The organism is Microbacterium sp. NPDC019599, assembly GCF_040632175.1.
Lineage (GTDB): Bacteria > Actinomycetota > Actinomycetes > Actinomycetales > Microbacteriaceae > Microbacterium.
Map to the genome: position 1 here is coordinate 193,029 of NZ_JBEYBL010000005.1, position 22,457 is coordinate 215,485.

22 protein-coding genes are annotated in these 22,457 nt (G+C 71.3%); 10 read left to right on the forward strand and 12 right to left on the reverse strand.

Going from position 1 to position 22,457, the window contains the following annotated elements; translation table 11 throughout:
- Window positions 1-85: 85 nt before the first annotated feature.
- Complete coding sequence (locus ABZ477_RS11240) at window positions 86-547, reverse strand: hypothetical protein (RefSeq protein ID WP_360132445.1); 462 nt, start codon at window positions 545-547, stop codon at window positions 86-88.
- 159 nt (window positions 548-706) lie between these two features.
- Between ABZ477_RS11240 and ABZ477_RS11245 the strand changes: the two genes are divergently transcribed.
- The 6 genes from ABZ477_RS11245 (at window position 707) to ABZ477_RS11270 (ending at window position 7,209) form a co-directional block, all read left to right on the forward strand.
- Window positions 707-1,909, forward strand: a complete 1,203-nt coding sequence (locus tag ABZ477_RS11245; protein WP_360132448.1) for an ROK family transcriptional regulator — start codon at window positions 707-709, stop codon at window positions 1,907-1,909.
- Window positions 1,910-1,984: 75 nt separating this feature from the next.
- Window positions 1,985-3,271: an extracellular solute-binding protein gene (locus ABZ477_RS11250; protein WP_360132451.1), complete on the forward strand. Its 1,287-nt coding sequence runs from the start codon at window positions 1,985-1,987 to the stop codon at window positions 3,269-3,271.
- A 217-nt stretch (window positions 3,272-3,488) separates the two neighbouring features.
- Complete coding sequence (locus ABZ477_RS11255; RefSeq protein ID WP_360132454.1) at window positions 3,489-4,472, forward strand: sugar ABC transporter permease; 984 nt, start codon at window positions 3,489-3,491, stop codon at window positions 4,470-4,472.
- Window positions 4,469-5,440, forward strand: a complete 972-nt coding sequence (locus tag ABZ477_RS11260) for a carbohydrate ABC transporter permease (RefSeq protein ID WP_360132457.1) — start codon at window positions 4,469-4,471, stop codon at window positions 5,438-5,440. The genes ABZ477_RS11255 and ABZ477_RS11260 overlap by 4 nt, the downstream gene beginning before the upstream one ends.
- A gap of 43 nt (window positions 5,441-5,483) precedes the next feature.
- A complete protein-coding gene (locus tag ABZ477_RS11265) occupies window positions 5,484-6,437 on the forward strand; it encodes an ROK family protein (protein ID WP_360132460.1) in 954 nt (317 codons plus the stop codon).
- Window positions 6,430-7,209, forward strand: coding sequence for a glucosamine-6-phosphate deaminase (locus ABZ477_RS11270; RefSeq protein WP_360132463.1), 780 nt, complete (start codon window positions 6,430-6,432; stop codon window positions 7,207-7,209). The genes ABZ477_RS11265 and ABZ477_RS11270 overlap by 8 nt, the downstream gene beginning before the upstream one ends.
- A 69-nt stretch (window positions 7,210-7,278) precedes the next feature.
- On the opposite strand, the gene ABZ477_RS11275 is transcribed toward ABZ477_RS11270, so the two are convergent.
- The 8 genes from ABZ477_RS11275 to ABZ477_RS11310 form a co-directional block, all read right to left on the reverse strand.
- Complete coding sequence (locus tag ABZ477_RS11275) at window positions 7,279-8,115, reverse strand: ABC transporter permease (protein ID WP_360132466.1); 837 nt, start codon at window positions 8,113-8,115, stop codon at window positions 7,279-7,281.
- Complete coding sequence (locus ABZ477_RS11280; RefSeq protein ID WP_360132469.1) at window positions 8,102-9,049, reverse strand: ABC transporter ATP-binding protein; 948 nt, start codon at window positions 9,047-9,049, stop codon at window positions 8,102-8,104. The genes ABZ477_RS11275 and ABZ477_RS11280 overlap by 14 nt, the downstream gene beginning before the upstream one ends.
- 11 nt (window positions 9,050-9,060) lie before the next feature.
- Window positions 9,061-10,185: a hypothetical protein gene (locus ABZ477_RS11285; protein ID WP_360132471.1), complete on the reverse strand. Its 1,125-nt coding sequence runs from the start codon at window positions 10,183-10,185 to the stop codon at window positions 9,061-9,063.
- A gap of 191 nt (window positions 10,186-10,376) precedes the next feature.
- A complete protein-coding gene (locus tag ABZ477_RS11290) occupies window positions 10,377-11,768 on the reverse strand; it encodes an FAD-linked oxidase C-terminal domain-containing protein (protein ID WP_360132474.1) in 1,392 nt (463 codons plus the stop codon).
- Complete coding sequence (locus ABZ477_RS11295; protein WP_360132477.1) at window positions 11,765-12,157, reverse strand: YrdB family protein; 393 nt, start codon at window positions 12,155-12,157, stop codon at window positions 11,765-11,767. Before ABZ477_RS11295 ends, ABZ477_RS11290 begins: the two co-directional genes overlap by 4 nt.
- A gap of 64 nt (window positions 12,158-12,221) precedes the next feature.
- On the reverse strand, window positions 12,222-14,408 hold the full coding sequence (locus ABZ477_RS11300; RefSeq protein WP_360132480.1) for a sigma-70 family RNA polymerase sigma factor: 2,187 nt from the start codon (window positions 14,406-14,408) through the stop codon (window positions 12,222-12,224).
- 469 nt (window positions 14,409-14,877) lie between these two features.
- Window positions 14,878-16,029, reverse strand: coding sequence for an N-acetylglucosamine-6-phosphate deacetylase (gene nagA, locus ABZ477_RS11305; protein WP_360132483.1), 1,152 nt, complete (start codon window positions 16,027-16,029; stop codon window positions 14,878-14,880).
- A complete protein-coding gene (locus tag ABZ477_RS11310; RefSeq protein WP_360132486.1) occupies window positions 16,026-17,609 on the reverse strand; it encodes a beta-N-acetylhexosaminidase in 1,584 nt (527 codons plus the stop codon). Before ABZ477_RS11310 ends, nagA begins: the two co-directional genes overlap by 4 nt.
- Window positions 17,610-17,862: 253 nt before the next feature.
- Between ABZ477_RS11310 and glyA the strand changes: the two genes are divergently transcribed.
- From glyA to ABZ477_RS11325, 3 genes are all read left to right on the forward strand, one after another.
- Complete coding sequence (glyA, locus tag ABZ477_RS11315) at window positions 17,863-19,137, forward strand: serine hydroxymethyltransferase (protein ID WP_360132489.1); 1,275 nt, start codon at window positions 17,863-17,865, stop codon at window positions 19,135-19,137.
- A 124-nt stretch (window positions 19,138-19,261) separates the two neighbouring features.
- Window positions 19,262-20,143, forward strand: coding sequence for a bifunctional methylenetetrahydrofolate dehydrogenase/methenyltetrahydrofolate cyclohydrolase (locus ABZ477_RS11320; RefSeq protein ID WP_360132493.1), 882 nt, complete (start codon window positions 19,262-19,264; stop codon window positions 20,141-20,143).
- A 153-nt stretch (window positions 20,144-20,296) separates the two neighbouring features.
- Entirely contained in the window at window positions 20,297-20,641 is a 345-nt protein-coding gene (locus ABZ477_RS11325) for a hypothetical protein (RefSeq protein WP_360132496.1), read from the forward strand.
- A gap of 71 nt (window positions 20,642-20,712) precedes the next feature.
- Here ABZ477_RS11325 and ABZ477_RS11330 read toward each other — a convergent pair whose 3' ends face one another.
- Together ABZ477_RS11330 and ABZ477_RS11335 are read right to left on the reverse strand one after the other, a co-directional pair.
- Complete coding sequence (locus tag ABZ477_RS11330) at window positions 20,713-20,916, reverse strand: hypothetical protein (protein ID WP_360132499.1); 204 nt, start codon at window positions 20,914-20,916, stop codon at window positions 20,713-20,715.
- 82 nt (window positions 20,917-20,998) lie between these two features.
- A complete protein-coding gene (locus tag ABZ477_RS11335) occupies window positions 20,999-21,235 on the reverse strand; it encodes a hypothetical protein (protein WP_360132502.1) in 237 nt (78 codons plus the stop codon).
- A 140-nt stretch (window positions 21,236-21,375) separates the two neighbouring features.
- Here ABZ477_RS11335 and ABZ477_RS11340 point away from each other — a divergent pair, with 140 nt between their 5' ends.
- Entirely contained in the window at window positions 21,376-21,978 is a 603-nt protein-coding gene (locus tag ABZ477_RS11340) for a TetR family transcriptional regulator (protein WP_360132504.1), read from the forward strand.
- Here ABZ477_RS11340 and ABZ477_RS11345 read toward each other — a convergent pair.
- The gene (locus ABZ477_RS11345; RefSeq protein WP_360132507.1) at window positions 21,975-22,436 is read right to left on the reverse strand and encodes a GNAT family N-acetyltransferase; all 462 of its coding nucleotides are present in this window, start codon (window positions 22,434-22,436) and stop codon (window positions 21,975-21,977) included. The genes ABZ477_RS11340 and ABZ477_RS11345 overlap by 4 nt on opposite strands.
- Window positions 22,437-22,457 lie beyond the last annotated feature (21 nt).

Genomic DNA, 22,457 nt, shown 5'->3' on the forward strand with positions numbered 1-22,457 from the left:
CATCAACCCCCCGGCTCCGATAGCTGTCTTTCCATGGTAGGGGATCGAGGTTTCACCAAGGCAACGGTCGCATCACGACCGGCTGTCACTCCGCCGAGCAGAGGTCTTGAAACTGCTGGACGGTGTCATGGAAGGTGTCGCCGATCTCGGCGAGCTCGCCGATCTTCGACACGTCCCCGTCGACGATTCCCTGCATGATCTCGGCGGTCTGGGCGAACATGTCCTGCACGCCGGGCAGCACCGCGGCGACATCGGCGTTCGTGATCTGGACCGCGGCGGCAGCGAGGTCGTCGGCAGCGGACGTCATGGCGTCCACGACGGCCGAAGGGTCTTCCTTCGCGGCGTCGGCGAAGGACTCGCTCGCCTGCTGGATGGTGTCCTGGACGAGGGCGCAGGCCTCCGCGACGCTCTGCGCGTCATCGCTCGGTGCGGCCGTCTCCCGTGGCGTGGTGCCGGCGCTCGGCGAATCGGTGGGGGATGCTGTGCACCCGGTGATCCCGAACAGCGCGACGGCGACGATCGTCATGGCGGTGATGCGACGGTTCATGGGCGGCCTCCCGCCGATCAGCCTAGGCGACGAGCATCCGCAGGCGGAGGGTGCGTCCAGGCGAGCGGTCGGCGGAGAATGTAACAAGTTTGTAAACGGTCCACCCAAATCGACGGCGCGGACTTGAGATGTGTTTGTTCGTACGCTTTACTAACAAACATGACTTCATCGGAAGTGCAGCGCGGCTCCTCCACGATCGAACCGCCGCACGCCTCTCACGGAACCGCGGGCGCTCGCGCCTTCGGTCCTGGGCGCGCTCTGCGCCAGGGAGGCAAGGTGCTTCCGGAGCACGCCCGCGGCCACAACCGCTCGCTCGTGCTGCAGACGCTCTTCCACCAGGGCGCGATGAGCCGCGCCGACCTCTCCCGTGAGACGGGGCTCACGCGCGTCACGATCTCCGACCTCGTCGGCGAGCTCATCGCCGACGGCTTCGTCGCAGAGATGGGCATGCGCGAGGCCTCCGGCCCCGGCAAGCCCGCCATGCTCGTCGACCTCGATCGCGACGGGCACCGCATCGTGGGCCTCGATCTGTCCGGCGCGGACGAATTCATCGGCGCGATCCTGACCCTCGACGGCGACATCGTCGGCCGCAAGAGCGTCGCGGTCGCGACGGGGGAGGGCGCCGTCGTCGAGGCGGTCGTCTCGCTCGCCCGCGATCTCGTCGCCGACGCGCATGCGCCGGTCCTCGGCATCGGCGTGGGCACCCCGGGTGTCGTCGACGAGCACGGCGTCATCCTCACCGCCCCCAACCTCGGCTGGGCGGGCTTCGACCTCGAGACCGCGCTGCGAGAGGCGCTCGACCTCCCCGTCCTCGTCGCCAACGACGCGAACGCCGCCGTGCTCGCGGAGTACACCTTCGGCGGCGCCGGCGACGACGTCCTGCTGGTCAAGGTCGGCCGCGGTGTCGGCTCGGGCCTGCTGGCGTCCGGTCAGCCGATGCGCGGCGCCCACTTCGCCGCGGGCGAGGTCGGGCACGTCACGGTGGGCACCGACGGCGGCCCCGTCTGCGTCTGCGGCAAGGTCGGATGCCTCGAGGCCTGGCTCGCCGTGCCCGCACTCACGGCACGGCTCGCCGCGGCATCCGCCGACGACCGCGAGGGGATCCTCCGCGACGCGGGGGAGCGCCTCGGCATCGCGCTCGCCCCCATCGTCGGGGTGCTCGACGTGTCGGAGATCGTGCTCTCCGGCCCCCAAGAACTTCTCGACGGACCCCTCGCGGAGGCGACCGTCGAGACTCTCCGGGCAAGGACGCTCGCCCAGTTCCACGACGGCGTCCGCGTGCGGATGACGGAGCAAGGCCAGGACATCGTCCTGCGCGGCGCTGCTGTCATGGTCCTGTCTGGACAACTCGGGGTGTCGTAGCACCGGCACCCACCACCCCCCGGATGGGTCGCCCGACCCACCCGAAACACCAAGAGAAAATCGAAGGAAGACACCATGATCAAGAAGCTCGGAGCCTTCGCGCTCGTCGGCGCTTCGGCTGTCGTTCTCGCAGGCTGCGCAGGCAACGGCACGGACGCCGCCGCCGAGCCGGAGACCGGTGACCTCACCGTCTGGGTCGTCGGCACCGACACGCCGCAGACCGCTCGCGACTACCTCAAGGAGACGTTCGAGTCGGAGAACGACGGCTGGACGCTCACCATCGAGGAGAAGACGTGGGCTGACGTCTCCGACACCTACACGGCGGCCCTGTCGTCCAACGACTCCCCCGACGTGGTCGAGGTCGGCAACACGCAGGCCCTCGGCTTCGCCGACGCCGGCCTGTTCCTCGACATCTCCGACATCCAGGAGGAGCTGGGCGGCGACGACCTGCTCCCGGGTCTGGTCGAGGCCGGCACGTACGACGGCGCCCTGTACGCCGCGCCGTACTACGCCGGTGGCCGCATCGTGTTCTACACGCCGCAGATCGTGGGCGACACGCTCCCCGCGACCCTCGACGAGTACGTCGCCAAGGGCAAGGAGCTCAAGACCGACACGGTCTCGGGCATCTACGCCCCGGGCAAGGACTGGTACAACGCCCTTCCCTACGTCTGGGCGCACGGCGGCGAGATCGCGGTCCAGGACGGCGACATGTGGGACGCGCAGTTCTCGAGCCCGGAGAGCCTCGAGGGCCTCGAGCAGCTCCAGGACGTCTACCTCAACGCCTCGGTCGCTCCCGTCGACGGCAACGAGCGCCTCGGCAACATCGCGTTCTGCAACGGCGAGGTCGGCTTCCTGTCCAGCCCCGCGTGGGCCGCGGGCAACATCACCGGCGCATGGCCGTGGGGTGACGAGGCCGCGGGTGAAGAGGTCTCGCAGGGCTGCCCCGACACCTACGGCAAGGACCTCGCAGCGTTCGCGCTGCCCGGCCTCGAGGAGGGCACGACCGCGCCCATCTTCGCCGGTGGCTCGAACATCGCCGTCGCGACGAAGTCCGACGCGCAGGGCAAGGCCAAGGAAGCCCTCAAGATCATGCTCTCGGAGGACTACCAGAAGCTCCTCGCCGAGCAGGGCCTGACCCCGGGCTACGTCCCGGCCTCGTCCTCGCTGCCGGACACCGACATCGCCAAGGCTCAGGCCGCGGCGCTGGCCAACTCGAAGTTCACCCCCACGAGCCCGAACTGGGCCGAGGTCGAGGCTGCGCAGATCATCCCCGACGCGCTCGTCAAGATCGCTGAGGGCGGCGACGTCAAGGCGATCGCCGAGGAGCTCGACACGCAGATCGAGGCGATCCTCAACAAGTAGCAGGCCGAGGGGGTCCCGGTCCCGTCCGGGACCCCCTTGCCCCGCTCCGATCCCTCGGACAGGCTCAGGACGACCAGCTCCTGAACTTGTCCCGGAGACCGGAGTGCCCCGCACCGCGGGCTCCTGATCCGCCGCGTGCACGTCTGCAGCCGCGTGCGCGAGATCAAGCCATCCCCCTTCATCAAGAACGCTTCACAGAAGAGAGAGGAGGCGACGCATGAGCAGCCACGACACGCTCGTCCGCGAGTCATCGACCGCAGGCGAACACGACGAAGCAATCGCCACCGCCACCGCCCGTGAGAAGCGGCGCAAGCGCCGCGACGCACGCAGCGCCTGGGCCCTTCTCGGCCCGTCGCTCATCATCCTCGGCGTCATGGTCGGCTACCCAGCCGTTCTCATGGTCATCCAGTCCTTCACCGACTACACGGTCAAGAACAAGGTCCTCGGGACCACGCCGAACTTCATCGGCTTCGAGAACTACATCGACCTGTTCTCGGAGTCGGACTTCCCCGTCGTCCTCATGCGCAGCCTCGCGCTCATGGTCGTCCTGACGGTGCTGAACATGCTGTTCGGCATCCTCGTCGCGGTCCTCATGACGCGCCTCGGGCGCGCGTGGCGGATCGTCGTGTCGGTCGGCCTCCTGCTGGCGTGGGCGATGCCGCCCCTGACCGCGACGGTCGTGTGGGGCTGGATCTTCGACACGCAGTACGGCCTCGTGAACTGGACGCTCAACACCATCAGCGGGACGCAGGACTGGACAAACCACTCCTGGCTCCTCAACCCGTGGTCGTTCTTCTTCGTCCTGACGATCATCATCGTGTGGCAGTCCGTGCCGTTCGTCGCCTTCACGACGTATGCGGCGCTGGGCCAGGTGCCGGGTGAAGTGCTCGAAGCAGCATCCCTCGACGGAGCGACGGGGCTGTCGCGCTTCCGGCTCATCGTCTTCCCGTACCTGCGCAGCGTCCTGACGGTCGTCCTGGTCCTCCAGATCATCTGGAACCTGCGCATCTTCACGCAGGTCTACGCCCTGCAGAGCCGCGGCGGCATCGCGGCGGAGACCAACGTGCTCGGCACGTATCTGTTCCGGCAGGGCGTCGGAGAGTTCGGCGCGACGGCCGCGATCGGTGTCGTGATGGTCATCCTGCTGCTCGCCCTCTCGTGGGGCTACGTCCGGACGACGCTCAAGGAGGAGGAGCTGTGAGCACTCAGATCAACGCGTCCACCCAGCTCGGAACGCTCGGCGTCGACGACATCCTCGGCGAGGGCGGCGAGCCCAACGCGCCCAAGGCGCGCTCGATGCGGGCGCGGCGCCCGTCGGCGAAGCGCGTCGCGGCGAGGACCTTCCTCAACATCGCGGCTGCCATCGTCTTCATCTGCTCGGTGTTCCCCGTCTACTGGATGGTGAACATGTCGTTCACCCCCAACAGCGAGATCACGAGCCGTCGGCCGAGCTTCGTGCCGCTGCCGTTCACGATCTCGAACTACATCACGGCGTGGACGCGCGAAGCGGCTCCGGGCCAGACGGACTTCCCGCACGCCCTGATCGCGACGCTCACGGTGACGTTCGGCGTCCTCATCGCGACGCTGCTCTTCGCCTTCCTCGCGTCGATCGCCGTGGCCCGGTTCCGCTTCGGCGGGCGCCGCATGTTCATCGTCGGGGTGCTCGTCGTCCAGATGATCCCCGGCGAAGCCATGATGTTCACGATCTACGGAATGATCGACGACTGGCACCTCATGAACACCCTCCTCGGGCTGGGCATCGTCTACCTCGCGACGGTCATCCCGTTCACGATCTGGACGCTGCGCGGCTTCGTCGCGGGCGTCCCGGCCGACCTCGAAGAGGCCGCCATGATCGACGGGTGCACCAAGTCGCAGGCCTTCTGGCGCGTGACCTTCCCGCTCCTGGCCCCCGGCCTCATCGCGACGGGCATCTTCGCCTTCATCCAGGCCTGGAACGAGTTCACGATGGCGCTGCTGCTGCTGAAGGGTTACAACCTGACGCTCATGCCGTGGCTCAACGCGTTCCAGTCCTCCTCCGTCGGCGGTGCCGTCAACTGGGGTGCAGTCATGGCCGGCTCGACGCTGATCGCGCTGCCCGTCATCATCTTCTTCCTCATCGTCCAGGGCAAGATGACCGGCGGACTGGTCGCAGGGGCGGTCAAGGGCTGATGCGCGCGCAGGATGCTGCCGCCTCTCGCAGGGAGGACGGCCGATGAAGGTCGGGCTCGACGTCGGAGGCACGAAGGCCGAAGCGGTCGTCGTGAACGGCGACGGCGGGATCATCGCACGGGTCCGCCTCGCGACGGGCTGGGGCGGCGAGGAGATCGTCCGCACCGTCGTGGCTGCCGTCCACGCCGTGGCGGCGGATGCCGGCGCCGGCCTGGATGCGATCAGCTCGGTCGGGATCGGCATCCCGGGGCAGGTCGACCCCGGCACGGGCCGCGTCTCGCACGCCGTCAACCTCGGGGTCGACGAGCTGGACCTCGCGGCCGAGGTGGCGCCTGCATTGGGCGTCACGGTGCGGGTCGAGAACGACGTCAAGGCGGCGGCCGTCGGCGCGTACGCTCTCCGCGGCACGGCGCACGGCCTCGACCTGCGGCACGGCTCGATGGCCTACCTCAACCTCGGAACAGGCGTCGCGGCGGGCATCGTCGTCGACGGCGAGGTCTGGCGCGGGGCGCACGGCACTGCGGGAGAGGTCGGGCACGTGTCGGTCGACCCCGCCGGGCCGCTGTGCCGCTGCGGTCAGCACGGCTGCGTCGAGGCTCTCGCGGGGGGCGGCGCCGTCGCCCAGCGCTGGGGCCGGCCTGGGCGGTTCCCCGTCCTGGATGTCTTCGATGCGGCCGACGCCGGCGACGAGACGGCGCGCGAGCTGCGCGCCGGCATCGCTCGCGGAGTCGCGGCGGCCGTCCGGATCCTGGTCCTCACCGCCGACGTCGACGTAGTCGTCCTGGGCGGCGGTCTCACGGCGCTCGGCGACCGGCTGCTGGCCGATGTCACGGCCGAGCTCGTCGCAAGTGCCGAGGCATCCCCGTTCATGCGCTCGCTGCGGCTCGAGGAGCGCGTCGAGCTGCTGCCGCCGGGGTCGCCCGCCGCGGCGCTCGGCGCGGCGATCATCGGTGCCGCCCACGATCCCCGCCCCGAGGAGGCGCTGACCCATGGCTGAAGTCGTCATCGTCCCCGACCCCGCCGCCGCCGGCGCGCTCGTCGCCGACGAGATCGCGCGGCTCATCCGCCGCAAGCCGGAGGCCGTCCTGGGTCTTGCGACCGGCTCGACGCCGCTCCCCGTGTACGAGGCGCTTCCCTCGCGGCTCGAGGGCGTCGATGTGTCCCGCGTGCGCGGCTTCGCCCTCGACGAGTACGTCGGCATCGATCCCGCGCACCCCGAGTCGTACCGCTCCGTCATCACCCGCGAGGTCGTCGAGCCTCTGGGCCTGGACGCCGCGCTGATCCGCACGCCCGACGGATCGCTCGAGGGGATCGAGCACGCCGGCGCCGACTACGACGCCGCGATCTCGGCCGCGGGCGGCATCGACCTGCAGATCCTCGGCATCGGAACCGACGGCCACATCGGCTTCAACGAGCCCGGATCGTCCTTCGCGTCGCTCACGCGCGTCAAGACGCTCACGCAGCAGACGCGCGAGGACAATGCGCGCTTCTTCGACTCGATCGACGACGTCCCGATGCACTGCATCACACAGGGGCTGGGGACGATCCTGCGGGCCCGCCATCTCGTGCTGCTCGCATTCGGCGAGGGCAAGGCAGAAGCGCTCGCGGGCGCCGTCGAGGGCCCGCTCACGGCATCCCTGCCGGGCTCGGCGATCCAGCTGCACCCGCACGTGACGGTCGTCGTCGACGAGGCCGCGGCATCCCGCCTGCAGTTCGCCGGCTACTACCGCTACACGTTCGACAACAAGCCGGACTGGCAGGGACTCTAGGGGTCGTCGCGGCGGGTGGCTCGACGCGTCGCAGCCACCCGGCCGGCGCATCGACGCCGGCCGGAATCGCTAGGACAGCACGTCGCGCGTCGTGAAGCGCCACATCGCGAGGGCGCCGAAGACCACGACGTAGACGGTCTGCAGAAGCGCGTTCGCACCGAACGACTCCCACACGACCGGTGACCGCATGAGATCGGCGAAGTCGAACCAGCGGTATGTGAAGAGCCACGGATGCAGCGCCTCGAGCTGCGGGATCTGACCGGCGATCTGCGCGCTCACGGCGAGGATGGCCGTCGCGGCCATGGCGCCGACGGGCACGCTCGTGAGCGTCGACAGGAACAGCCCGATCGCCGAGAGGCCGAGCAGCGACACCGTGGCGAAGGCCGCGACCCCGAGGAGCCGCAGTACGCCCTCGCCGGCGGGCACCTCCGCGCCCGACAGCAGCGTCACGGGGCCGATCGGGAACAGCGCCCACCCGATCAGCAGGCCGGCGACGACGAGCGTCAGCGCGGCCGCGACGCAGAAGACGGCCGCGCCGGCGTACTTCACCACGAGCAGCCGGATGCGCCCGGCCGGTGCCACCAGGAGGTAGCGGAGCGTGCCGTGGCTCGCCTCGCCCGCGATCGCGTCGCCTGAGGTCACGGCGATCGTGAGCGGGAGGAAGAGCGGGATCGCGACGGCGAACGCCACGAGACCGACGAAGAGCCCGTTCTGCGTGACCTGATCGAGGAACGCGGGCCCGCGGCCGGGGCGGGTGGCGCCGGCGATGCGGATCGCGACCGCGATCAGGACCGGGATGAGCGCGAGCGCCCCGAGCATCGCCCACGTGCGGCGGCGCCGGAACAGCGTCGCCAGCTCGTTCCCGGTGAGCCCGAGCGTGCCCCCGACGCGCTCACGCGACGACATCGAAGCCCTCGCCGGTGAGCTCGACGAAGCGCTGTTCGAGGCTCGCGGGCTCGACGCGGAAGCCCTGGACCCGGACGCCGTCCGCGACGAGAGCCGCCACGATCGCCTCCGGAGCGAGCGCCCGATCCGTCGTCGACCCGGCGACCACGCCTGCGGCGCCCACGCCGTCGGCGGCGACGCCGAAGCGCTCGAGGACGCGGCGGGCGGCCTCGGCATCCGGGGTCTGGACCTCGATGCGAGCGGGCCCGCCCGACCGGCGCAGCTCGTCCAGCGTCCCTTGCGCGACGAGGCGGCCGGCGCTCATGACGCCGACATGAGTGCACAGCTGCTCGACCTCCGCGAGCAGGTGGCTCGAGACGAACACGGTCGTCCCGTCCGCCGCGAAGGACCGCACGAGCGCGCGGACCTCCCGCGTGCCCTGCGGATCCAGCCCATTGGTCGGCTCGTCGAGCACGAGCAGCTCGCGCGGCAGGAGCAGGGCGTTCGCGAGGCCGAGCCGCTGCTTCATGCCGAGCGAGTACGCGTGCGCCTTCTTGCGCGCCGCGTGCTCGAGCCCCACCCGCGCGAGAGCCGAGGCGACGCGCTCGGAGCGCGTACGCGCCGGCGCATGCCGATCGGCGGCGTCGAAGCGGCGGAGGTTCTGCTCGCCCGTGAGGTAGGGAGCGAAGGCCGGGCCCTCCACGAGTGCGCCGACGCGCGGCAGCACGGCGTCGAGCTCGCCGGGGACGTCCCGGCCGAGCAGCCGGGCGTCGCCCGCGGATGCGCGCACGAGGCCCAACAGCATCCGGATCGTGGTGGTCTTGCCCGATCCGTTGGGCCCGAGGAAGCCGTAGACGGCGCCGCGCGGGACCGCGAGGTCGATGCCCGCGACCGCCGTCTGCGCGCGGAAGCGCTTGGTGAGCCCGCGCGTCCGGATGGCGAGTTCGTCCTCCACCCGCGGGCCCGTCAGCGCCCGGCCTGGGCGACCTCGACGAGGTGCTCGGCGGGGACGGCCCCGGCCAGCACGCGGCCGTCGTCGGTGAACATGATCGTCACGAGCGAGGTCTGCAGCACTCGACCGCCCTCGACGGGCGTCGTCGCAGCCTGGAGGGCGGCGGATGCCTCGGCGGAGGCTTGTCCCCCATGCTCGCCGGGCGGCAGCTCGACAACCGCGGACCAGCCCTCGCCGTGCACGACCGGCTCGGCATGATCGCCGTGATCGACCCCATCGGGTCGATCGAGCGGCAGGGCGATCTCCTCCTCGGCGACCGTGATGCCGGCGCCGGGCACGAACTCGAACACCGACGGGTCCGGTGCGCTGAAGTCGACGTCCGTGAAGGCGACGCGGAAGGCCGGCGCTTCAGCGCCGCGGGCCGTGATCGAGGCGGCCAGCGGCACGCCGTTCTCGCCGTCGATCGCGAAGCGCACCTCGCCGACGAGGGTGTCGTCGGTACGCGGTGTCAGGACGAGCTCGTACACCTCGCGCCCCGCGACGAGCGCATCGGTGCCGACGCTGACCTCGGTCGTCTCGTCGAGCTTTGCGAACGCGTCGTCGACGACGTCCTCCGGGGTCGTGACCCCCGCCTCGTGCTTCGGGTCGCCGGACTCTCCCGTCACGGTGACGTGCGTCGCCGTCTGCGTCTCGGAGTCGACGAACCAGGCCTCGCGCGCCGCGCCGTCGACGTAGACGTTGCGCTCCGCCAGGCGGTCGAGCACCTGCAGCCGCGCGCTCTCGCCGTCGAGGAAGACATTCGCGGTGTGCGTGCCCGTCGCGAGGTCGATGAGGTCCTCGAGGTCGGCGGGAGCGCCCGCCTCGGATCCCCGATCCCGATCGGGCGTCGAGCCGAGGAGCGCGCCCAGATCCGGCAGGCCCAGCTCGGAGGTCTGCTCGATCGTGCCCGACAGGGCGTCGATGTCGCTCGCGTGCACGAAGGCGATGAGCTCTTCGGGCGTCTTGTCGGGCAGGTCGACGGCGGCGCCGGCCTGCAGCGGCGCGAGCACGGCGGCGGCGACCGCAGCAGCCGAGGCGCCGAGGGCGGCGAGGAGCACTCCGATACGGGCACGACGAGGCGCGCCGACGCGCATGGCCATGGGGTCAGCCTACGTCGATCGCGGCAGGGCGGCGCGGATCCGTGGAGAACGCTCAGGATGCCGCGGACCACCGCCTCATCGCCGAACCCACCCTTTCCCCGCGAACCCACCCCATTCGGTGCGTCGAAGCGGGTGGGTTCGCAGAGAAGGGGTGGGTTCGGCGCGCGGAGCGGGCTGAGGGGCCGCCGGCGTCAGTCCGCGAAGACCTTGCCGGGATTCAGGATGCCGAGAGGATCGAAGACGCGGGTGACCTGGCGCTGAAGCTCCCACTGGGCGTCGCCGAGCTCGTCGGCGAGCCAGCGGCGTTTGAGGATGCCGACGCCGTGCTCGCCCGTGAGCGTCCCCCCGAGGCGGAGGGCCGCGCGGAACAGGTCGTCGGCGGCATCCCAGATCGCGGGCGGCACCTCCACGGTGCCGTCCGGGCCGACCTGTCCGTCGAAGATGAAGTTCGGGTGCAGGTTGCCGTCGCCCGCGTGCGCCACGGTCGGGATCTCGACCCCGTGGTCGTGCTCGACGCGCGCGATCTCGTCGAACATCGCCGGCAGCGCGCTGCGCGGCACCGAGACGTCCTCGATGAGCGTCGTGCCGAGCCGCTCCATCGCAGGATGCATCGATCGTCGGATCGTGAGGAGCCGTTCGCCCTCGTCGCGATCGTGCGTGACCGCGACGGACCCGCCTGCCGCGCGCAGGGTGGCGGCGATGGCGTCGGCCTCGACGTCCGCGGCCGGCCCGTCGGTCTGGATCGTCAGCTGCGCCGCACCCGGCGACGGCGGGTCGAGCTGCAGGAGGTCGTGGACGGCGCGGAGGGACGCGGCATCCATCAGCTCCATGATCGAGGGCTGCACGCCCGAGGCGGTGACGGCGGCGGATGCCGCGGCCGCGGCCCGCACGCCGGGGAAGGTCGCGGCGACCGTGCAGACGCTTCCGGGGACGAGTCGACGGAGCTTGAGCGTCGCGCCCACGATGACGCCGAGCGTGCCCTCCGAGCCGATCACGAGCGACGTGAGATCGAGCCCCGTCACGCCCTTCACCGTGCGGTGGCCGAGGGTCAGGAGACGTCCGTCGGCGAGGACGAGGTCGACGCCGAGGACGGCATCCCGGACCACGCCGTACTTCGCGCACAGGAGCCCGCCCGCGCCCGTCGCGATGTTGCCGCCGACGGTCGCGATGGCCCGGCTCGCAGGGTCCGGCGCCCACCACAGGCCGTGCTCGGCGAGTGCCGCATTGAGGTCCGCGTTCAGGATGCCCGGCTCGACGACCGCCAGGAGGTCGTCGGGGCGCACCTCGAGGATGCGGTCCATCGCACGCATCGACAGCGCGATCTCGCCGCTGCCGGCGTTCGCGCCCCCGGCCAGGCCCGTGCCGGCGCCGCGCGTCACGACGGGCGTCCGCGTCCGGGTCGCGATGCGCAGCGTCTCCTGGACGTCCGAGACCGAGCGCGCGTGGACGACGGCGAGGGGGAGACCGGATGCCGCGTGCCCCGACTTGTCGGCGCGCGCCGCGTGGCGCGCCGCCTCGGACGTGTCGACGCGATCGCCGAGGACCGCCTCGAGGCGGGCGACGACGTCCGCGGAGGAGGTCACGCGAACCGGCGCCGTCCCGCGATGACGCCGACGGTCACGGCGATGATGCCGAAGCCGAGACCGATCCAGGGCTGGCCCATGCTCCACCAGGCCATCGTCGCGGAGGCGTAGACGAGCAGTTCGACGAGCGCGCGGACGAAAGGGTGGACCGCGAAGACGGCGCGCGGCGAGACGAAGAGGGCCCACACGAGGATCGCGACGACGGGGGCGGCGATGCCGACCACGAGGTTCCACGGGAAGCTCCACGCCGCGAAGCCCCACAGGGCGAGCGACGCGAACGCGAAGAGGCCGCACACGAACCCCAGGATGTCGATCACCGACAGCGGGGCGCGTGTTCCTGACTCGGGCTCTGCGGGCTTCGCGGGACGGACGTGGGGCAGTTCCGACATGGACTCCAGTCTAAACGGGGTCCGTCAGGCGGCCGGAGGCCCCTTGCACCTGCCCGCTTGCGCGTCACTCCTCGTCGTCGGGCGCCACGCCCGAGTCGGCGACCGCGTCGGTGCCCGTGGTCGTCGCGGCCTTGCCGCTGCCGTTCGGGGCCTTGCTCCCGCTCGTCGTGCTCGAGACCGTCGTGTCGTCTGTCGAGACATCCGTGGTGGCGGTGTCTTCGGTGCCGGTCTCGCCGCTCGTGGTGGCCGTGCCCGTGGTCGCCGTGCCGGTGCTGTCGGTGCCGGTGCTGTCGGTGCCGGTGCTGTCGGTGCCGGTGCTGCCCGTGCCGCTGCTGCCCTTGCCGTGTGCCTTGCCGCTGTTGGTGGTGGGTCCGTTGCCGTTGTTGGTCGCCGGGCCGTTGCCGCTGGTGGTCGCCGGGCCGTTGCCGTTGTTCGCCGTCGGTCCGTTGCCGCTGTTCGTCGTCGGACCGTTGCCGTGGTCGTCTGCCTCGTCGACCGGCGGCGCGGTGGGTTCGAGCGGCTTCATCGCGAGCAGGAGCGGGCCGAGGTCGGCCAGCTCGCTGAGCCGCACGGTGAGGGACTCGCCGACGAGTTCGCCCGCGCGGTATCGGAGCTGCACCAGCGCGTCGCTGACCAGGTTGCCGTAGTTCGGCTGGAACGAGGCGCCGCCGGTCCCGCCGTCGTCGAGGACGGCTACGGACTTCACGGCGCCGTTGAGGAGCACCTCCACGACCGTGCCCGGCTGGCCCGAGACGGACAGCGAGAAGGTGGGCTGCGTCCCGTCGATCGAGACGCTCGCGGAGGCGAGCGAGGGGACTCCCGCCGGGAGGAGCGATATCGAGCCGTCCCCGATCTCATCTCGGGCGGTGCCGTCGGCGCCGAGCACCGCTGCCGTCGGGTCGTCGCTCGGTGCGTCGGCGACCGCGACGACGTCGCTCGATCCGTCGGCGAGCCGGCTCGTGTCGGGAGTGGCGAGGGATGCTGTCACCGACGACCCCACCAGCACGGCGGCCGTCGCGGCCACGCCGGTGATGACCCCGAGTCCAGAGAAGACCCCGCCGCCGGCTGCGGCCGCGGTGGCTGCCACACCCGCGGCGACGGCCGCCCCGGAGGCGACGGTCGCGGTCGACCCGGCCGCAGTCGACCCCGCGGCGACGAGTGACCCCGCCGCGGCGGTGGAGCCGCCGACGGCCGTCCCGCCTGCGGCGGTCCCGCCGACCGCAGAGCCGCCTGCGGCGGTCCCGCCGGTCAGTCCCGCGCCCGAGGCGTTCACGGCGGCTCCCGGCGCGAGGGCGGCAGGAGCGAATGCCGCAGGTGTGGCAGCACCCGCGCCGGCGGCCAAGGCGACCGCGGGGACTCCGCCGCCCTGGAGCGACGCGAGGTAGCCCGCTGCGCCGACGGCACCGAGTGTGAGAGGCAGGAGGACGAGTGCGAGGCGGCTCGAGACCGCCTTGGCCTCGGCGGCCACGATCGTGCAGCGAGCGCACCCGGCCAGATGCTCCTCGATCTTGCGCAGGTCGCGGCGCGAGACGGTCTCGCGGGCATGGGCGCCGAGGCGCTCGATCGTCCACTGGCAGTCCGAGCCCTCTTCGGCCGACTGGAGGTGCGCCTGGATCCACGCCTCGCGCAGGCCCTCGCGCGCGCGGTATGCGAGCTGTGCGACGGCGGTCGCCCGCATGCCGAGGAGCGGTGCGATCTCGGCCGGCTTCATGTCCTCGATCTCGGTGTACCAGAGGACCTCCTGCCAGCGCGTGGGGAGACTCCTGAAGGCGCGATGCGTGAGGCTCCGGTCGAGCGCCGCCTCGGCGGCTTCGTTGCTCGTGGACGGGTCCTCGATCGTCTCGGCCAGGTCGATGGTGTGCTCGTGCGCCGAGCGGCCCCACGCGGCGGCGGTGTTGCGGATGCTGGTGAAGAGGTAGGCGCGGAACGACCCGGTGGGCCCGCCCCCGCGGAGGATCGACTGATAGATGCGGGCATAAGCCTCTTGCACCAGGTCGTCGGGGTCGATCGTCGAGCTCACGGCTCGCGCGACGGTGGTGCCCGAGCGGTAATGGCGGAACCACAGTTCGCCGAATGCGTCCTTGTCTCCCGAGCGGGTGCGCAGCACGAGGTCGGCATCGGCGGTCGCGGGCGTGCCGTCGGGATCGAGCACGGATTCGCCGGTGTTGTCGATGGTTGTCACGTTCCTGCGGGTCTTTCCGGGGACGCGCACGTGCTCCAGGTCGACATCGACCTTCCCCCGAGCATCCATTCTCGACGCTCCTGCGGGTTTGCGCCATGCCCGGACGGATCCGTTCCGAGAATTCTCGAGAACTCGCGTAATAGAACCCGCCTCCGCGCGTCTCATGATCAGGAGAGATTTGCCCGCTCCCCTTCTGGAAATACCCGCGGGCACGACGACCTGAGGAACGGAACGCCTCGGGTCGCCGCGGGGGGAGAGATTTCAGAAGAGGACTTCTCCTACCCCGGCTCTCCCGGGAATCTGCGGCCGTTGCATCTTGGGGATGCAACGGCCGCACCCGTCCCTGGCGGGCGCTGCAACAACCCCCCTGGCGCGCCTCTCGGCGGTCTCACCGCGCCGCGCCCGGCCTGACCAGGTCGGGCGCGGCGGACGCGGTGCACCGTGACAGGGGACCGGTCGCGCGGCCGGCCGGTGGGCCTGCCGGCGCGGATCAGCCGCGCTCGCGACCAGTCCTGAGACCGCGCGTCGCGGGCGCCGTTCAGTCGCGCCCGCCCGCGGTCCAGACGGCGCGGACGTTCAGGTCTGCCGACAGCAGCACGGCGTCGGCCATCGCACCCGCCGTCATCCGGCCGAGGTCCGCCTGCCGTCCGATCGCGCGGGCGGGCACGCTCGTGAGCGCCGCGACCGCCTCGGTCAGGGGAACGCCCGCCGACACGGCGACGCGCAGCGCGGCATCCTGCGTCAGCGTCGAGCCGGCGATCGCGCCACCGCCCGCAAGGCGCGCGACGCCGTCGACGACGTCGACGGCGAGGGGCCCGAGGTCGTACCGGCCGTCGGGGGCGCCGGCAGCGGCCATCGCGTCGGTCACGAGCGCGACGCGGCCGGGAGCCGCCGCGAAGGCGATCCGCACGACGGCGGGGTCGAGGTGCACGCCGTCGGCGATGACCTCGAGCGTCACGCGCTCGTCGGATGCCGCGGCGCCGACCGGCCCCGGATCGCGGTGGTGCAGCGGCCGCATGGCGTTGAAGGCGTGCGTCACGATGGTCGCGCCCGCGTCGAAGGCGGCGCGCGCCTGCGCGGCATCCGCGTCGGTGTGCCCCACGGCGGCTGCGGCGCCGGCCGCGACGATGAGGCGCACCGCGTCGAGGCCGCCGGGCAGCTCGGGGGCGAGCGTCACCTGCCGCACGGTGCCGCGGCCCGCCGCGAGCAGCCGCTCGACGGAGGCGGGCAGCGGCTCACGCAGAAGCGAAGGGTCGTGCGCGCCCTTGTGGCCGGGGTCGAGGAACGGGCCTTCGAGGTGCGAGCCGAGCACGTCCGGATCCGTCGCGGCGAGGTCCGCGATAGCGGCGACCTGCCGCTCGAGCGTCTCGACGGGCGCCGTCACGAGCGAGACGACGGCACGGGTCGTGCCGTGCGAACGGTGCAGGGCACGGGCGGCGCGGATGGCGTCCGGCCCGTCGTCGTACGAGAAGCCTCCGCCGCCGTGTCCGTGGAGGTCGATGAACCCGGGCGTCAGCAGCGCACCGGCGCCTGCCAGAGCCGATCCGTCGACGGCGGTGGCGGCATCCGGCCGCTCCTGCCACCCCGTCCCTGTGCCCGACTCGACGACGAGGCCCTCGGCGAAGCGCACCCAGGCGTCGTCGACGATGCTCGCGCCGTCGACGAGCCGGACGGAGTGGATCGTGGTCATTCGGCACTCCAGGGGATCTCGTCGGAGGGGTGGAAGCCGATGCCGAGCGCCGTCCACAGCGGACCCAGCGCGCCGACGCGCTCGCGGAACGAGTCCCACGTGCGCAGGTCGCTCGCGCCGACGGCGGGCGACCACGCGGCTTCGGCGGCCGCCGCGATGCGGGGGAACGCGAGCTCGTCGATGTCGCGGAGGTCGCGGACGGTCTCGGTCCACATCGGCGCCTCGACGCCCAGGATGTCGGACTCGCCGACGCCGTCGATGATCTCGGCCGGCTCCCACGAGTAGGCCCGCTCGACGCTCGTCGGGCCGTTCGCCCATGTCAGCCCGATCCGCGCGTCGGCGGCGTACTTCATGTCGAGGTAGATCGCGTCGGCGGGGGAGAGGATGACCTGCGCGCCGTGCGCGACGAAGGCGCGGGTCTTGTCGTCCATGCCGTCGGTCGGGGTCGTGAAGCCCCAGTACTGCCCGATCGTGTCGGGGTGCAGGCCGGCAGCGGCACCCGCCTCGTGCCACGCGACCGGCGTCTTGCCGAGGTCGGCGACGATGTCCGTGACGCGCTCCATGAAGAGCGCGAAGTCGGCCGGATCGGTGCCGTGCGACTCGTCGCCTCCGATGTGCAGATACGGCCCGGGCGTCATCGCGGCCAGCTCGCCCACGACGTCGGCCACGAAGTCGTACGTGGCCTCTTCGTGGATCTTGAGCGACGAGAATCCGACGGCGATCCCCAGATAGGGCTCTCCGGCGACGGGCGCGTCGCCCTCGCCGCCGACGGCCGCCGAGAGGACGGGATCCTCCGCGAGCTCGGGATAGGCGAGGCCGACGGCGTGCGTGTGACCCGGCATGTCGATCTCGGGCACGACGGTCATGTGACGGGATGCCGCGTACTCGACGATGTCGCGGTAGTCCGCGGCGGTGTAGAAGCCGCCGGGATCGCCTCCGACCGACGTGCCCGATGCGACCTCGGTCAGGAGGGGCCGGGACCTCAGCTCGAGGCGCCAGCCCTGGTCGTCCGTGAGGTGGAGGTGCAGGACGTTGTACTTGAGCCCCGCCGCGCGGTCGATGTACGCCTTGACCGTCGCGACCGGGTGGAAGTGGCGGGCGACGTCGAGCATGACGCCGCGGTAGGCGAAGCGCGGCGAGTCCTCGATGGCGACCGCGGGGATCTGGAAGCCGTCGCCGCTCTTCGTGATGAGCTGGCCGAGAGTCTGGACGCCGTAGAAGAGTCCCGCCGCGTCCGCGCCGGTCACGACGACCGACGCCTCGTCCACCGTGAGGCGGTAGGACTCCGCCGCACCGCCGTGCTCCACGCGCAGCTCGATCGACGGCTGACCGGATGCCGCGGCATCCCCGACCTCGAGGGCCGACCCGGTGCGGGCCCGGACGATCGCGGACAGCGCGGCGGCGTCATCCGCGTCCCCCGTCACGACGGTGCCGGGGCCGAGGGCGAACGGCGCGGAGCCGCTCGCCTCGATGGACGAGGGGGCAGGCACGACGGCGGGCAGCGACATGGTCTCTCCATTCTGGTCGTCCGCGCCGCACGCGGCGAGGGCGGCGACGAGCAGCGCGGTGGCGACGGCCACGGCCGCACATCGTCGTCGACTCATCATGTAAGGATCCCTAACAAAAGGTGCGATCAGCTTATCAGGTGGCCGGACGCGGGCCGCGGCATCCGTTATGCTCGGAGGGTCGCGACTGGCGTTGAGGTGGGACACCACCGGGGAGCGACGGAGACGGCATTCGACCGCACGCCTGGGCCGAGGGCACGCTATTCAGGGAAACCCGGTTGTTGAGTAGCGCGCTCTGCGCGCGTATCGAAACACGTCAGGAGATCGCATGACCGATCAGTTCTTCAACGCCCCGCTCGCCGAGATCGACCCCGAGATCGCGCAGGTGCTCGACCGCGAGCTGGACCGCCAGCGCGGCTACCTCGAGATGATCGCCTCCGAGAACTTCGTTCCGGTGTCGGTGCTGCAGTCGCAGGGTTCCGTGCTGACCAACAAGTACGCGGAGGGCTATCCGGGCCGCCGCTACTACGGCGGCTGCGAGGAGGTCGACGTCGCCGAGGAGCTCGCGATCGAGCGCGCCAAGGCGCTCTTCGGCGCGAAGTTCGCCAACGTCCAGCCGCACTCGGGTGCGACGGCCAACGCGGCAGTCCTACACGCCATCGCGCGCCCCGGCGACACGCTCCTGGGCCTGTCGCTCGACCAGGGCGGCCACCTCACGCACGGCATGAAGATCAACTTCTCCGGCCGGCTGTACAACATCGTCGCGTACGGCGTCGACCCCGAGACCTCGGTCATCGACATGGACGAGGTGCACCGCCTCGCCGTCGAGCACCAGCCGAAGGTCATCATCGCCGGCTGGTCGGCGTACCCCCGTCAGCTCGACTTCGCGCGGTTCCGCGCGATCGCGGACGAGGTCGGCGCGCTCCTGTGGGTCGACATGGCACACTTCGCGGGACTCGTCGCGGCGGGCGTCCACCCCTCGCCCGTCCCGCATGCGCACGTCGTGTCCTCGACCGTGCACAAGACGATCGGCGGCCCCCGCTCGGGCTTCATCCTGACCAACGACGAGGACCTTGCGAAGAAGATCAACTCCGCGGTCTTCCCGGGCCAGCAGGGCGGTCCGCTCATGCACGTCATCGCGGCGAAGGCGACGGCGTTCAAGCTGGCGGCGACCCCCGAGTTCAAAGAGCGCCAGGAGCGCGTCCTGCGCGGCGCGCACCTCATCGCGGAGCGGCTCTCGCAGCAGGATGTCCAGGATGCCGGCATCACCGTCCGCTCGGGCGGCACCGACGTGCACCTCGTCCTGGTCGATCTGCGCAACGCCGCGATCGACGGCAAGCAGGCGGAGGACCTCCTCCACGAGATCCGCATCACCGTCAACCGCAACGCCGTCCCCAACGACCCGCGTCCGCCGCTCGTGACGTCGGGCCTGCGCATCGGCACGCCCGCGCTCGCGACGCGCGGCTTCGGCGACGCCGAGTTCACCGAGGTCGCCGACATCATCGCGCTCGCGCTGCTGCCGGGCGCCGACGTGGCGGCGCTCCGTGAGCGCGTCGCGGCCCTCACGGCGGCCTTCCCGCTGTACCCCGGGCTGCAGCACTGACGAGATCCGGGATGCCGCGGCTCGGGCATCCCGTGGCATCCAGGCAGGGGAATCCGCCGAAGCAGGGCGCTACGATGCCCCGTCTCGGCACGATCCCCTGTCTGGATGAGAGAAAGGACTTGAAGTGACGGCACAGAAGCTCGACGGGCGCGCGGCAGCTGCCGAGATCAAGGCGGAGCTGCGGGGGCGCGTTGACGCGCTGCGCGCCCGCGGAGTCACGCCGGGGATCGCGACGGTCCTCGTCGGCGCCGACCCCGCGTCGCAGCTGTACGTCGGCATGAAGCACCGCGAGTCCGAGGCGATCGGGATGAACTCGATCCAGCGCGAGCTTCCGGCCGACGCGACGCAGGAGGACGTCGAGGCGCTCATCGACGAGCTGAACGCCGACCCGACGTGCCACGGCTACATCGTGCAGCTGCCGCTGCCGAAGCACCTCGACACCGACGCGATCCTCGAGCGCATCGACCCCGCGAAGGACGCCGACGGGCTGCACCCGACCAACCTCGGGCGGCTCGTGCTGAACGTCAACTCCCCCATCACGACGCCGCTGCCCTGCACGCCGCGCGGTGTCATCGAGCTGCTCGTGCGCAACGGCTACGACCTCGCCGGCAAGCACGTCGTCGTCGTCGGACGCGGCGTCACGATCGGTCGCTCGATCGGCCTGCTTCTGACGCGCCGCGAGTACAACGCGACGGTGACCTTGACGCACACCGGAACAGTGGAGCTCGGCAGCCACCTGCGCGAGGCCGACGTCATCGTTGCGGCGGCCGGCGTCAAGCACATCGTCAAGGCCGCGGACGTGAAACCCGGTGCGGCGGTGCTCGACGTGGGGGTGACCCGCGAGACGGATCCCGAGTCCGGCAAGAACGTCGTCCACGGGGATGTCGCGCCCGACGTCGCGGAGGTCGCAGGCTGGCTCTCACCCAACCCCGGCGGAGTCGGACCTATGACGGTCGCGCTGCTCATGACGAACGTCGTCGAGGCCGCGGAGCGCGCGGCCGGCTGACCTTCGTTCGGGTCGGTCGGCACGCCTGTCTCCGCTCGGCGGCGGGATGCCGTTCGGCCCGTCGCGCGAACCGGGCGTCCTTGACGGGTCGGTGCCCGGGGTGTCTCATGGGACGCAGATGACGGTGGGGGACCAGTCTGCTGAGGAGCGATCATGACCGAAGGAACGAAGATCACCTCCTACGCCGTGACGATCGGCGACAACGGCGCCGATCTCACTCTCGAAGGAGACCCCGACTCGAACCTGATGCACGGCACCAGGATCGCGCGGATCGAGTACGCGCCGGGAGCGGAGCCGAAGGCCATCATCAACCGGGGTGGGTTCCTCTCGATCGATCGTCCCCTGGAGCTGCTCGCGCCGACGCTGGCCCTCCTGCAGAGCGGTCTGCCGGTCGTGATCGACGAGGCGGGCGCGCTGTCGGCGTCCGGCACGGTCGGCGGGGCCGGCGATGGCTCGACGGAGGATGAGCCCGACCCCGAGACGCCGGACCCGGCCTGACGGATCGGGGATGCGGCCTCCCGCCGGATCGGCGTGGGCGGGCGCTGCAGACGAGCGCCCTGCGGCGATGCCTACCGCCCTGCCGGGGGCAGCTTGTCCATGCCGTGCACACGAGGCTTGTCGGGCTCGGCGGCCGTCTCGGGTGAGGCATCGGGCTCGTCGACGGGTGCGCCGACGTCGGGATAGTCCGGCTGGTCGAGGTCCGTCCCGTCGTCGCGTTCGTCCTGCGGCGGCAGGTGGTCCAGAGGCTGCTCGGGGTCGTGTCGATCGCTCATGCAGCAAGCCTTCCGGGCGCGCGGCGATGAGGAAGGGGCTTGTCATCCGCGGATCCGCCTGATCCGCGGGTGCGCGCTCGGATCAGCCTTGACGTCGAAGACCCCGCACGACGCGAACGATGCGGATCTGCCAGGCGACGAGGACGCGCGGGGGAGCCGCGTGGTGTCGTGCGGGGCTGTGCAGCCGGGGGGCGTGCTGGTGCCGGCGGTGCTGGTGGCCCGCAGCCTGTCGTGCCGGACGGGATGTGGCGTCGAGGTGCGCGGGAACTCCGGGGATGCGGTGGGTGGCGTCGTGCAGCGTGTCGACAAGGGTGTCCATGGCGTGTCCTGTTCGTGGGATCGGGGGGCGGATGACGAGCTCGGCGCCGGGATCGGCAGGACGAGCTCGACTCTCTTACAGCGTTAGAGATCGGACAATTGTCTAACATTGTTCGAGACGAAGTGCAAGGGAGGCCGCGCATGCCGCTCGATCGTGAGCAGATCGTCGCTGGAGCTCTGCGGCTCGTCGACGGTGAGGGCCTGGACGCGCTCACCCTGCGCTCCCTCGCCGCACACCTCGGGGTGCAGGCGCCGACCCTCTACTGGCATGTGAAGAACAAGTCCGAGCTGCTGGACGCTCTCGCGGACGCGATCATGGATGACGCCATCGGCGGCGTCGAGCAGCTGGATGCCGACACGACCGACCCGGCCTGGCTCCTCGAAGCCCTCGAGCAGCTGCGCGGCGCGATGCTCCATCGCCGCGACGGAGCGCGGATCGTGTCGGGCGCGCGCTCCTCCCTGCGCCGTGCCGACTTCTCCGAGCGTGCGATGGCGACGCTCGTCGAGCGCGGCATGGACGTTCACCGCGCGCGGCTGCTCGTGCTGGCCGGCGAGCGGTACACCGTGGGGTGGGTCCTGGAGGAGCAGTCGCCCGAACCGGTCGGCGCGCAGGTCGACCCCGACGAGCTGCAGGCTCGCTTCCCCGTCATGATGGGAGCGATCAGCGACTACTTCGTGGGGACGGGGCGCACGGCGGACGACCTCTACCGCGATGCCGCGCGCCTCATCCTGCACATCGCCTAGGCAGGCGGCCGGCCCTCCCAGCGATAGAGGACATCGGGCTCGCACTCCTCGTTGTCGCCGTCGGTGCGGCGGGTCTCGATGAACCCGTGCCGCTCGTAGAACTCGCGCGCACGCGTATTGCGCTGGAACGTCCACAGCTGCAGACCCGCGGCGTCGGCGTCCTGCGCGACTGTCAGGAGCCTCGATCCGAGACCGCGACCCTGCTCGGAGGTGGCGACGTAGAGCTGGTCGACCCAGCCGGGGCTGACAGCCAGCACCGCGACGACGGTGTCGCGTTCCGTCATGACCGTCACGTCGTGGCCGGGGAGGAGCACCCCTGCGACCCACGCTTCGTCCTCTTCGAGCGTGTGCGGGACCGCGAGCCATGGCATCGCGTCGGCTTTCGCCTGACGGATGAGGCGGGCGATGGCGACAGCATCCGTCGACCGGGCCGGTCTGACGACCTGGGCCGGCTTCACGGACAGCCCCGGCGCACACCA

Coding starts and splice junctions, on each gene's coding strand:
- ABZ477_RS11340 (WP_360132504.1), top strand. CDS start 21,376: ATGCCGCTCGATCGTGAGCAGATCGTCGCTGGAGCTCTGCGGCTCGTC.
- ABZ477_RS11295 (WP_360132477.1), bottom strand. CDS start 12,157: ATGTCGGAACTGCCCCACGTCCGTCCCGCGAAGCCCGCAGAGCCCGAG.
- ABZ477_RS11245 (WP_360132448.1), top strand. CDS start 707: ATGACTTCATCGGAAGTGCAGCGCGGCTCCTCCACGATCGAACCGCCG.
- ABZ477_RS11335 (WP_360132502.1), bottom strand. CDS start 21,235: ATGGACACCCTTGTCGACACGCTGCACGACGCCACCCACCGCATCCCC.
- ABZ477_RS11240 (WP_360132445.1), bottom strand. CDS start 547: ATGAACCGTCGCATCACCGCCATGACGATCGTCGCCGTCGCGCTGTTC.
- glyA (WP_360132489.1), top strand. CDS start 17,863: ATGACCGATCAGTTCTTCAACGCCCCGCTCGCCGAGATCGACCCCGAG.
- ABZ477_RS11255 (WP_360132454.1), top strand. CDS start 3,489: ATGAGCAGCCACGACACGCTCGTCCGCGAGTCATCGACCGCAGGCGAA.
- nagA (WP_360132483.1), bottom strand. CDS start 16,029: ATGACCACGATCCACTCCGTCCGGCTCGTCGACGGCGCGAGCATCGTC.
- ABZ477_RS11275 (WP_360132466.1), bottom strand. CDS start 8,115: ATGTCGTCGCGTGAGCGCGTCGGGGGCACGCTCGGGCTCACCGGGAAC.
- ABZ477_RS11285 (WP_360132471.1), bottom strand. CDS start 10,185: ATGGCCATGCGCGTCGGCGCGCCTCGTCGTGCCCGTATCGGAGTGCTC.
- ABZ477_RS11270 (WP_360132463.1), top strand. CDS start 6,430: ATGGCTGAAGTCGTCATCGTCCCCGACCCCGCCGCCGCCGGCGCGCTC.
- ABZ477_RS11330 (WP_360132499.1), bottom strand. CDS start 20,916: ATGAGCGATCGACACGACCCCGAGCAGCCTCTGGACCACCTGCCGCCG.
- ABZ477_RS11325 (WP_360132496.1), top strand. CDS start 20,297: ATGACCGAAGGAACGAAGATCACCTCCTACGCCGTGACGATCGGCGAC.
- ABZ477_RS11300 (WP_360132480.1), bottom strand. CDS start 14,408: ATGGATGCTCGGGGGAAGGTCGATGTCGACCTGGAGCACGTGCGCGTC.
- ABZ477_RS11250 (WP_360132451.1), top strand. CDS start 1,985: ATGATCAAGAAGCTCGGAGCCTTCGCGCTCGTCGGCGCTTCGGCTGTC.
- ABZ477_RS11265 (WP_360132460.1), top strand. CDS start 5,484: ATGAAGGTCGGGCTCGACGTCGGAGGCACGAAGGCCGAAGCGGTCGTC.